We start from the raw sequence: 11693 nt of genomic DNA on the forward strand, positions 1-11693 counted from the left end.
GCACCGCGCCGATGGTACTGCGGGGTCAGCCCGTGGGAGAGCAGGGCGCCGCTGACCGGTGGACGGCTTTCGCGCTTTCCCGGCGCGGGAGCGCAAGGGGGTCCCCTCGGGGGCCCTCTTTTGCTATGTCGATAGGTTGTAACGAGGCATTGGTCTATCATGTACCTTTGCACTGGCTCGAGGGCATATGCCTAACCGGATAGGAGATCCCATGTCTGAGGAAATCTACAACAATGAAACTTCTCAGGACGAGGTCTCTGCCGAGCTCGATGCCATGGTCTGCGACCTGATCGACGACATGCTCAACGGTCTGGCCGATGGCGAGGACCTTGGTGTGGTTCTCATTGCCGAAGACGTAAACGGCAACCGCTATCAGGCCTGCTTTACCGAGGATGGTCCTGAGGCTTGCCTTGAGGGTGCTCAGCATTTTATCGAGGCCAACGCTGCGGGAATCCAGTCTGATCATGTCGGTCCGCTCGATCGCTATGCGATTGCGTATGCAGGCGGAGTGGAGCTCGACTGCGAGTTCCAGGATGCCCTCATTGTGAGCTTCTACCAGCGTGGGATGTCGATGGGCTACTCTGCATATGTGCTGTATGAGGGAGCCGGCACGGGTGAGGACTTCCGTTGGTGCGACCCTGAGCCCGCTGGCGAGGAACCCGCTCTTCTATAGGATCGGGATGCACTGTCTATCTCTCTGGTGAACCGTTTTGCCAAACTTGTAGTGTAGTTCTATAGCTTCAGATTATGTGTAGTGCCAGCAAACCCGCTGGTGAGGCATGTTTGTATCAGTGACAACGGCTACAATACCGCCGTTACGATTTCCCGTATACCGACAAATTATCACGCTCATCGATACTGGCTTGCGTGAGGCCGAATTATGGATAGGGGACGCCCATGCGCGTAGACAACCTTCGAGACATTGCCATCATCGCTCACGTCGACCACGGTAAGACCACTCTGTGCGACAAGCTGCTGCGCGCCGCTGGCGCCTTCCGCTCCAATCAGGAGGTCCAGGACCGCGTGCTCGACTCCAATGACCAGGAGCGCGAGCGCGGCATCACCATTCTGGCTAAGAATATCTCCATCGACTACAACGGCGTGAAGATCAACATCATCGATACGCCCGGCCACGCCGACTTCGGCGGCGAGGTCGAGCGCGTGCTGCGCATGGCCGACGGCGCGTTGCTGCTCGTCGACGCTTTTGAGGGCCCCATGCCCCAGACCCGCTTCGTGCTGCGTCACGCCATCGACACTGGTCTTTCCATCATGATCGTCATCAACAAGATCGACCGTCCCGGCGCCGATCCCGAGAAGGCGTACAACGACTGCCTCGACCTGATGGCCGACCTTGGTGCAACTGATGAGCAGCTTGAGTTCGCGATGGAGCACGTTGTGTACTGCTCTGGCGTGAACGGCTATGCCCGCCTCGACCCCGAGGATGGCAACATGGACATGTATCCGCTGCTCGATATGATCGTCAACGATCTGCCGGCTCCCGAGGTCGATGTCGACGGCCCGCTTGCCATGCAGTGCGTCACCATCGACCACTCCAACTTCGTGGGTCGCATCGGTATCGGCCGCGTGTATTCCGGCACCATCCACACCGGTGACCAGATTCTCGTCGTCAAGAACGACGGCGAGCGCAAGACCGCTACCGTGAAGCAGCTCTTCACCTTCGACTATCTGGGCCGCACTGAGTGCTCCCAGGTCAGCGCCGGCGACCTTGCCGCCGTTGTGGGTGTGGACAACACCGATATCGGCGACGTGTACACCAATCCTGAGAACCCCGTCGAGCTCGATCCCATCGAGATCGACCCGCCGACTCTCTCCATCGTGTTCGAGGCCTCCACGTCTCCGCTCGTCGGTCGCGACGGCGACATCGTCGGCGCCCGTCAGCTCAAGGAGCGCCTGTTCAACGAGCGCGAGAACAACGTGACCATGCGCATCGAGGAGCTGCCGGACAAGACCGGCGTTGAGGTGAGCGGTCGCGGCATCCTGCACCTCTCCGTCCTGATGGAGACCATGCGCCGGGAGGGCTATGAGTTCCAGGTGGGTCGTCCGCGCGTCCTGTTCAAGAAGGACGAGAATGGCAACCTGCAGGAGCCTGTCGAGCAGGCTGTTGTGGAGTGCCCGGACGAGTACGCCGGCAAGGTCATTGAGATCTTCGGCAATTCTGGTGGCACCATGACCAGCATGGAGACCGGCACTTCCGTCACGCACGTCGAGTTCCGCATCCCGACTCGCGGCATCATGGGCTTGAAGAACCGCATTTTGAACGTCACGCATGGCGAGGGCGTGTTCTACCACACCTTCCTCGAGTACGGTCCGTATGCGGGTGAGATCGGTGGCCGCAAGAACGGCGCCATGATTGCCATGACGACCGAGAAGGCCGTGGCCTACGCTTTGGGCACGCTGCAGGAGCGCGGTGCGCTGTTCGTCGAGCCCGGTACCGAGTGCTACGAGGGCATGCTCGTGGGCGAGCGCAATCAGCCCGGCGACATGGTCGTGAATATCGCGCGCACCAAGAACCTGGGTAACCAGCGCTCCTCGACCGCCGATATCTCCGTGCAGCTCGTGCCGCCGCGCAAGTTCTCCCTGGAGGAGGCCCTGGAGTACATCATCGACGACGAGCTCGTCGAGGTCACGCCCAAGAATATCCGCATGCGCAAGCGCCTGCTGAACGCCACCGACCGCAAGAAGGCCGCGAACCGCGCGGCCAAGTAGCGCGCTGTTCGGGCTATGCCCGTCCAAGGTCGCTCGTGGCTTACCGGGTTGATTGGGCGTCGTCGCTGGCGCCACGTCGGGAGACCGGGTTGTCCCGTGCCGCCCGAGTCCGGCTTCTTTGAGGGCAATCGTTCGTGAGGGGACGGGGTCTATCTGCATGTATGCTGGTAAACTGGCATGCGTACGGATTGACCCCGTCCTTTTTGCGTTCGGGGCTGATAAGTTGAGGTAATGCATGAGCGATGAGATTGAAATGAGGGCATCCGAAGAGATGCCGCCGATTGATGCGCCTATTGCGGTGGGGGAGAAGGGCGGGGCCGTCGCGTCCGGTATGCCCACTGCGACCGGTTCTTCCGCCGCGGCTGGCACTCCTGCCGCGGCTGACGTTTCGGCTGTTGCTGAAGATGCGGAGGTGGCTCGAACCCCTGAAGAGATCGCCCAGATCCACGCTCGCAACGACTGGCTGATCGCGGCCGATCAGGCTCTTTCCGACCTGCGACGCCGCTCGCGTGATGGAAAGTTGACCACATCCGAACGTTGGGTAAAGCGTGCGTTCGCCCCTGCGGGGACCGATGCCCGCACCTTTGCCGAGGAGCTCCTTGCGTTCATCGAGGAGCACACGCACGCCGAGGACACCCCTGCCATGGGAAAGCAGGATCTTCCTTTGGGATACGATGATCGTCCCGAGCTCGATGAGCTCGGATTGGACGATCCTCTCCCCGAGCCGGAGGTGACGGACATCGTCATCCTGTACGGCAAATCCGGCATCTACTTGTATTCCAAGCCGCTTATGTCGCACAGTTTTGCCCATGCGCTGTTCAATACGGCGGAGGGTGACGATTTGGCGACGTTTGCCGACGTGGTGCGTACCGAGTCGCGCGTGTATCCGCGTCCGGTGGCCGCCTCTGATTTCCTGAACCAGCCGTATCTGTGGTCTGCGTCCAAGGTTGCCGGCCTGTTCGAGCGCGCCATGAATGACGAGGCATATGCGGATATCGAGATCACCACGACGAGCCTGAACGAATCGTTCTTCTACTCCACGCGCCATCTGAGCTCCGCGCAGGGCAGGGCCCTGGCCGAGTGGTACGGGGTGGAGAAGTTCCGCAACCCGTAATGGTTCACCGTGAAGGATGGATGGTCGTAAAATGCCACCCTGTAGCAGCGTGGCATTTTACGACCGAAATCTCGGTTATTTGCATTTGGGAATGGTCGCAATCTGCTGGCGTGCGACAGCGTGGCAGATTGCGACCAAAAGTCTGAATGCGACGCCGCGCGAGATCTTGCAGCATGACAAAACCGCCTTCGCGGAGGCGCGTTGTTAGGGATAATGACAGGGAAACCCGATAGGAAGGAACCATCGCCATGGCCAAGCGCCGCCTGACCGAAGACACGCCGTTTTTGCGCACACCCGATATGTATCAGATCGAGAACGACGCCCCGATCACCGAGTATTCCGAGCGCACGCTCGATTTGATTGCCGACGCCAAGAACGGCGGTATCCCGGACGGTGCCAACGCATTTTGTAGCGTTGGCAAGGAGAAGCGCGGTACGGTTCAGATGCAGCTGTTTGCCGAGATCGACCCCGAAACCGAGACGTTTGTCGAGGTCGGTTTCCGCAGCCACGGGTGCCTGGCCGCTATCGCCTGTGCCACGGCGCTCGCCACCATGCTTCGCGGGAAGACGTTCGACGAGGCCCTCGCCATCACCAAGGAGGAGATCTTGGAGGCGGTGGGCGGTCTGCCGAACGGCCGCAAGTACACGCTCACCTATGCGGTGGAGGCCGTGCGCGCACTGATTGGCGACTACCTGCTGCGTATCAAGGGATATAAGATCGCCCAGCTCAATGAGGTCGTTCGCTGCGAGAGCATGTGCCCGAACTGCCTTCTCACCGAGAATTGCTCCCTGCGTGACGAGCGTGTCGACCAGGAGCTTCGTGAGGCGGGAGAAATCGAGTAGAGTGTGCGGCCGCCGTGGTGGCCATCGGGTGTGCACTGCGACGGGTGCGCGTTTCCCCAACACCCCGTGAATCAAGGCATTATTCTCCAAATAGAATAATGAGCATCTGGGGTTTAAACGTTTTATTCAGGCATAATTGAACCTGTCTGTATGTGCGCATTTTCGCCATGCGCGCAGCTTTTACGTTCCATGGGCGCAAGCGCGCCCGTGAAGCCTTTTGGGGAGGGAACTATGAAAGAGAACACCGCCATGGAGCAGGTTGGCTCCGGCGCGGACCGTCTCGACTCCTTCTTTACCCGTCGTGGGTTTGTGAAGGTGTCGGGCGCGTTCGTGGCGGGCATGGTGGCGCTGGGGCTGCTCCCGGATACCGCCGCTGCTGCCCCCACGAGCTCCAAGGGCGAGGTCGACTACTATGCGACCCCGGCCCACGTGCTCAAGGTCAACCGTGCCCGCTGCACCGGCTGCCAGCGCTGCGAGATGATGTGCACGCTCAAGAACGACGGCGCCTCTCAGCCCGCTGCCGCCCGTATCCACGTGCATGACGGCCTGCAGTTCGGCTCCGACTGGGAGTCCTGCGATGGTCTGTTCTACTCGTGCGAGTGGCAGATCCGCGCATGCCACATGTGCACCACCGCCCTGTGCCAGACCTCGTGCCCGCACGCTGCTATCGTGACCCTCGAGGACGGCACCCGCACCGTCGATCCCGAGAAGTGCGTTGGCTGCGGCACCTGCGTCGCCGCCTGCCCGTGGCACATGCCCGTGGTCAACACCGAGACGCACAAGTCCACCAAGTGCGTTGCCTGCGGCCGCTGCGCCGAGCAGTGCCCCAACGGCGCTCTCGAGCTCATCAAGTGGGAGAACGTTAACCACTCCTCCGGCCCCACCCGTTCCGAGATCAAGTGGCCCTACGTCAGCGAAGTCCAGGACTTCGTCGGCGGCGGCAAGAGCGCCCAGTAAAGGAGAAGCGCAATGGCTGAAACCTCTTACGGTTGGGCTGGCTGGATCGCCCGCGTCAACCTCACGAGCGGAGATATCACCGAAGAGTCCGATGTCGAGATGCAGAAGGACTACATCGGTGGCATGGGCTTCGCGAACAAGATCATGTACGACGAGGTCGGCCCCGAGGTCGATTGGATGGACGAGGAGAACAAGGTCGTTCTCGCCGTCGGTCCTCTGACCGGTTCCGGCGTGCCGCTGGCGGGTCGCTCCACCTGGGCGTCCCTGTCCACCTTCACCACCGACCACCTCGTGGTCGACATGCACTGCGGCGGCCAGCTCGGCGCTATGCTCAAGTACTCCGGCCACGACGGCCTGATTATCGAGGGCAAGGCCGACAAGCCCTGCTACATCTTCATCGATGACGACAAGATCAGCATCGAGGACGCCTCCGCCCTGTGGGGCAAGGGCACCCGCGAGACCACCGAGGCCCTGTGCAAGAAGCACGGTGCCGAGTGCTGCGTGGCCGCCATCGGCCTCGCCGGTGAGAACCTGCTGCCCTACGCCTGCGTGATGAACACCCGTTCCCACTCCGCCGGCGCCGGCCTGGGTGCCGTCCTCGGCTCCAAGAACCTCAAGGCCGTCGTCGTCCGCGGCACCAAGGCCTGCCACGTCGCCGACCCGCAGATGGTCGCCGACCTGTCCGACTACATGATCTCCCAGGTCATTGGCTCCAACAACAACCACGTCGTGCCGAGCACCCAGCAGTCCTGGGCCGAGTACTACGACGCCGGTTCCCGTTGGACCGCTCGCAAGGGCCTCTACTGGGCTGCCGCCGAGGGTGGCCCCATCGAGACCGGCGAGCCCAAGCCGTTCGAGCCCAACACCATGGGCTATCGCTGCATGAAGTCCACCAAGGACATGGGCCCCGCTGCTGAGAAGTACACGGTCAAGATGGCCGGCTGCCACGGCTGCCCCGTGCGCTGCTACGCTCAGGTCCACGTGCCCTACGTGCAGGAGAAGACAGGCTACGAGTCCCAGGGCAACACCTGCGTCCCCGGCTTCCCGTTCTCTGCCTACATGCAGTCCTTCCTCAAGGCCGAGGGCATCTTCGAGGAGGACGGCAAGACGCTGTCCGACCTCTCCGTGAGCTACAACATGCTCATTTCCGCCACCGTCGACGATCTGGGTCTGTGGTGCAACTACGCCCAGCTCTACCGCGACCTGGCTTACACCTACTCCGCCGGCATCCTGGACAAGCACGTCCCGGCCGAACAGATGGCCGAGTACAACTTCGACGCCATCATCCACGGCCAGGATCCCTCGAGCTTCGTCAAGATCCTGCTCGACATTGCCTCCAACGACGTTGAGAACAAGCCGATCTCCCTGCTCGGCCATGGTCCCATCGTGTGGGCCAAGGAGTGGGATTGCATGGATTGGTTCGACAACGCCAAGTCCGCGCTGATCAACTACCGCGGTTGGCCGGTCCACCACTCCATCGAGACCTTCGGTCAGGTCGGCGGTCTGTACAACATGATGTTCAACCGCGACGACATGATCCACTCCGCCGTCAACTTCCACGGCTGCGGCCTGCCGTATGAGCTCAAGGAAGAGATGGCCACCGAGATGTGGGGCAAGGGCGCCATCGACCCGGTCAAGGATTACACCGAGATGAATGAGGCCAAGGCCGAGTTCGCCTGGTGGAGCATCGTGACCGACGTCCTGCATGACTCCCTGGTCCTGTGCAACTGGGTGTGGCCGATGGCCATGGCCCCCGCCAAGGAGCGCAACTACCGCGGCGACCTGGACCTCGAGGCCCAGTTCTACACTGCCGTCACCGGCCAGAAGGTCACCATCGACGACCTGTACAAGGCCGGCGAGCGCATCATGACCCTCCAGCGCGCCAACACGGTCCGCGGTATGAAGGACAAGGACGGCAACGTGGGTTGCAACGACCTGCGTGGCGTTCACGACGTCATCACCGAGTGGGTCTTCGAGAAGGATCCCGAGATCGAGCCCTTCACCCCCGGTACCGACAAGATGGAGCGTAAGGACTGGAAGAAGGCCCTTACCATGCTCTACAAGCGCTTCGGTTGGGACGAGAAGCTCGGCTGCCCGACCAAGGAGTGCTTGAAGGACCTTGGTATGGACGACGTCGCCGAGGACCTCGAGTCCCGCGGCCTGCTCACCGAGGGTGGCGTTGCCTTCGACAAGCGCACCCGCACTTACGATCACATTCTCGAGAAGTATTGCGGCGACAACCCGGCGCTGTCCGCTTAAGTCGCTTGAGGTAGAGGAGCAACTATGGCTGATGAGACCAAGGAGACGAACGTGGCCGAGACCGCGTCCGAGACTCCCAAGAAGAAGCGCGACTGGAAGGGCAAGCGTCTTCCCATCGTGATCGCCGCCGTCGTGGCCGTGACGGTTCTCGGTGTCGCCGGCTGGGCCTGGCGCGCCACCCCCGGTTACTGCGACGCCCTGTGCCACAGCACCATGGGCAAGTACTACGACACGTTCGAGAATCAGACTGATTCCCTGGCGTTCGCCCACAAGGGTGTTGTTAACGGCAAGTGCCTGGACTGCCACGAGAACACGCTCGGCACCTCCGTGCGCATGGCTCAGTCCCAGCTCACGGGCAACCATGAGACCCCGCTCGCCAAGGTGACCTACACCAACGAGTTCTGCCTGCAGAGCGGTTGCCACGCGGGCGCCGGCATCATGCCCGGTGCGAGCGAGTCCTCCACCAAGGATCTTGCCTTCGACCCGCACAGCGACTTCCACGGCGTGCAGCAGTGCAATTCCTGCCATCGCATGCATGACCAGAGCGTCTTTACCTGCGCCGGCTGCCACCAGGTTGGTGCCTGGGAGGGCGAGGGCGGCATCCCCGAGGGTTGGACCAAGCAGGATCTTGGTGACGGCCAGCAGGGCGCCGTGCCGGACGGCTGGACCACGCCGTTCCTGTTCGAGGCCGCCGAGTAATTTCGGAAGGCTGCTATTGAGCACCAAGAAAGGGCGGGCCTTTGGGCTCGCCCTTTTTCTGTGCGGCGATTGCGGGTCGTGCGTCCCGGGCGAGGTAGCCCGCGTTGCACAGCAATCGCTGTGTCACATGGGCGACTGCGGTGCCACACGGGGATTGCCTATGGATGTCTGCCGTCTGCTTCGCCTAAAAAGGCGGGCATCCATAGGCAATTTCGCAGCGGACATAGGTATTGTCGCTGGACTGGACGGGGATGGCGCATCCCCAAACTGCACATATGGGTATGGCATACTTTTCCAGCAGAAAGACCGATAGTGAGGGGCATGACCATGACCAAGCTCGATTTCAAGCCGCGCGGCGTTTGCGCCCGCATGATCCACGTGGAACTGTCCGAGGACGGCCAGACCATTGAGAACGTTTCGTTTGAGGGCGGCTGCAACGGCAACCTCAAGGCGATTGGCAAACTGGTGGCCGGTCAGCCGGTCGACCGTGTCGTCGAGATGCTCGAGGGCAACACGTGCGGCCCGCGCAAGACCTCCTGTGCCGATCAGATGACCCGCGCCCTGCGCGAGGCTCAGGGGTTGGTTGCCGAGTAGCTGAAAGGCATGTTCGCCCGGTTGAGGTCCGTTGCCGTGTCGCCGGGCGTTGAAGATGGTTGCCTGGCAGCTTTACGGTGTGGCGCCGAACGGGCGCGGGTGCCGGGTTGCCGGAAGGTTGTCGGGGCGGCGGTGTCGGACGGGCACATCCAGGATTGAGCATTCGGTAGCGTACTGTATGGGGATCTCACATAATGAGCAGTAAACATCGCGAAAAGTTGAACCAGGGCCCTGCCGCCGGTTGTAAGGTCGGCGGCGGTTTCTCTCGCCGCTCTCTATTCAAGGGTGCGGCCGCGGCTACGGCGGCACTTGGGGCTGTTTCTCTCGCGGGCTGCGGCTCGAAGGGGGATGAGCAGCAAGTAAGCGGCGAGCCTCAGGTCATCACGGACGACTCTAAGATTGTGAACGTTACCGAGGAATTTAAGAGCGTCGACAATCCGATCGCCGTCCAGTCTGCCTGGGACCTGCCCCTCGGCACGGTGCCGTTTCACTCTGAGGGTGCATGGGCCGCGCTGCTCGAGGCGCCCTCCAGCGCTCGTTCGGTAAACACGCTCGGTATCATCTCCCTGGCGTCGGGCGCGCGAACCACGCTGATTCCGCAACCCATCAAGGGTGGTGCATACGGCTTCCACGACGTTCGATGCAGCGAGACGGTTTATGCGTGGATCGAGATGAACTACGCAGAGGCGTCGTGGGTGCTTCTCGCCCAGGAGCTGCAAAACGGCGCGCTTGCGGGCGAGGCGGTCGAGCTCGACCATGGCAACGCCGATTGGGAGCCCGCGCGTTTCACGGTGGCCGGCGGGCATGTCATATGGCAGAAGATGCCGCTTGCCGGCGGTTCCAAGCGTGCGGAGTTCTCTCATTGCTATAGCTGGGCGTTCGGCGATGCCAAGGCCAAGGACCTTTACGAGAGTCCGGGTCGCTTTGCCACATGGCCGCGCGTGAGCGGGGGGTACCTCACCATCGCGCCGCGTGTGAACACCGAGGAGGGCACGTTCTACGGGATAACCGCGCTCGACCTCGACGGCGGCAAAATGGTCGATCAGCTCGTCATGCCGCAAAACGTGAGCCCGTTTGAAGCCGTGTACATGAACGGGACGTTCGCGTTCTCTGTTGAGGCGAACTATGGGTACGGCGGAGGCTTGGGCAACATGGGCACGTTCATCGGTCGCGAGGGCGGTCCGTTCGTGTACCTGAGTCGCGAGCCCCTCGCCTGCGTGGCGTGGAAAGGCAGCCGCTACCTCATCAAGGCACGGTCGTCGCATTTTGTGGTGGACACCGAGGCAAAGACCTATGCGATCTTGCTTGCGCCCGACAAGGCCACCGACTATGGCGACTACCCCGCGAGCGAGGGCGAGACCGATCGTTTTGTGACGTTCGCCACGGTCCGCGGCGACAACGGCCTGCCCGCCGCCGTGCAGGTCAGGGTGTTCCCGCTGGCATAATGCGGGGCACCGTACCAGATTCCGGGCGCTTGATTGAGCGTCCGGCATATTGGGCATACTCCATCTAAGATATGCGTCGCGCTTGTGCGTTAAAATGTAATGACGCTTGATCACGAGACGAGGAGGCCGCCCATGGCTTCAGATGCACGTAAGATTTTGTTGGTTGAAGACGAGAAGGCCATTCGCGACGCGGTGGCCGCTTACCTCGAGCGCGAGGGTTACTGGGTCGTGGGCGTTGGCGACGGCCAGTCCGCTGTCGAGGAGTTCGAGAAGCATCAGTTCGACCTGATCGTTCTCGACCTCATGCTCCCCAAGCTTTCCGGCGAGCGCGTTTGCCGCGCCATTCGCGATACCTCGGATGTGCCGATCATCATGCTCACCGCAAAGGGCGAGGTCGAGGATCGCATCATCGGCCTCGAGCTCGGCGCCGACGACTACCTCATCAAGCCGTTCTCCCCGCGTGAGCTCGTTGCTCGCGTGCGCGCGCTGTTCCGTCGCGCCCATCAGGCCGATGAGCCGCAGGTCGAGGTGCTCGACTTCGGTGACCTGGTGATCGATATCTCCGGCCACAAGATCCTGGTCGAGGGCAAAGAGGTCGACCTCACCGCCTCCGAGTTCAAGCTCCTCACCACGCTCGCCCGTCATCCGGGTCGCGTGTACAACCGTATGGAGCTGGTGGAGAAGGTCCTCGGCTACGACTTCGAGGGTTACGAGCGCACGATTGACAGTCACGTCAAGAATCTGCGCGCCAAGCTGGGCGACGATCCCAAGAAGCCCAAGTGGCTCTACACCGTCCACGGCGTGGGCTATCGTTTCGAGGCTCCCGCGCAGTCGGACAAGGCCGACAAGTAACACGTCTGCAGACGGGCGCCGCGAATGGTCGTGGCGCCCGTTTTTTCATTTAACGGGCAGTCTCAAATGGGGACCGGTCTCAAATGGGGACAGGTACAATTTGAGACGCTTCTGCCTCAATCGGGGGCGGGTGCGATTCGAGACGCGCCGAGTGTAGCAATTGGTGCCTGTCCCCATTTGAGACCCAACCATGAGGAGGGTGAG

10 protein-coding genes are annotated in these 11693 nt (G+C 61.8%); all 10 read left to right on the forward strand.

Going from position 1 to position 11693, the window contains the following annotated elements; all coding sequences use genetic code 11:
* Positions 1–211: 211 nt before the first annotated feature.
* The gene (locus AOBCEHNH_RS00385; protein ID WP_152062748.1) at positions 212–673 is read left to right on the forward strand and encodes a hypothetical protein; all 462 of its coding nucleotides are present in this window, start codon (positions 212–214) and stop codon (positions 671–673) included.
* Positions 674–897: 224 nt separating this feature from the next.
* Positions 898–2727 (forward strand): translational GTPase TypA, encoded by a 1830-nt coding sequence (gene typA, locus AOBCEHNH_RS00390; RefSeq protein ID WP_152062749.1) that lies wholly within the window; start codon positions 898–900, stop codon positions 2725–2727.
* Between the two features lie 235 nt (positions 2728–2962).
* Positions 2963–3841: a YdhW C-terminal domain-containing protein gene (locus tag AOBCEHNH_RS00395; protein ID WP_152062750.1), complete on the forward strand. Its 879-nt coding sequence runs from the start codon at positions 2963–2965 to the stop codon at positions 3839–3841.
* Between the two features lie 248 nt (positions 3842–4089).
* Positions 4090–4683 carry an iron-sulfur cluster assembly scaffold protein gene (locus AOBCEHNH_RS00400; RefSeq protein ID WP_152062751.1) on the forward strand — a complete coding sequence of 198 codons (594 nt, stop codon included), beginning with the start codon at positions 4090–4092 and terminating at the stop codon, positions 4681–4683.
* 231 nt (positions 4684–4914) lie between these two features.
* Positions 4915–5640 (forward strand): 4Fe-4S binding protein, encoded by a 726-nt coding sequence (locus tag AOBCEHNH_RS00405; RefSeq protein ID WP_226803163.1) that lies wholly within the window; start codon positions 4915–4917, stop codon positions 5638–5640.
* A gap of 12 nt (positions 5641–5652) precedes the next feature.
* Positions 5653–7899, forward strand: a complete 2247-nt coding sequence (locus AOBCEHNH_RS00410; protein WP_118272279.1) for an aldehyde ferredoxin oxidoreductase — start codon at positions 5653–5655, stop codon at positions 7897–7899.
* A 24-nt stretch (positions 7900–7923) separates the two neighbouring features.
* Complete coding sequence (locus tag AOBCEHNH_RS00415; RefSeq protein ID WP_006723532.1) at positions 7924–8598, forward strand: cytochrome c3 family protein; 675 nt, start codon at positions 7924–7926, stop codon at positions 8596–8598.
* A 327-nt stretch (positions 8599–8925) separates the two neighbouring features.
* On the forward strand, positions 8926–9192 hold the full coding sequence (locus AOBCEHNH_RS00420) for a TIGR03905 family TSCPD domain-containing protein (RefSeq protein WP_152062752.1): 267 nt from the start codon (positions 8926–8928) through the stop codon (positions 9190–9192).
* A gap of 194 nt (positions 9193–9386) precedes the next feature.
* The gene (locus AOBCEHNH_RS00425; RefSeq protein ID WP_152062753.1) at positions 9387–10637 is read left to right on the forward strand and encodes a hypothetical protein; all 1251 of its coding nucleotides are present in this window, start codon (positions 9387–9389) and stop codon (positions 10635–10637) included.
* Positions 10638–10769: 132 nt separating this feature from the next.
* Positions 10770–11489: a response regulator gene (locus AOBCEHNH_RS00430; RefSeq protein WP_039910408.1), complete on the forward strand. Its 720-nt coding sequence runs from the start codon at positions 10770–10772 to the stop codon at positions 11487–11489.
* Positions 11490–11693: the final 204 nt, after the last annotated feature.

The organism is Collinsella intestinalis (genome assembly GCF_902501455.1).
Classification (GTDB): domain Bacteria; phylum Actinomycetota; class Coriobacteriia; order Coriobacteriales; family Coriobacteriaceae; genus Collinsella; species Collinsella intestinalis.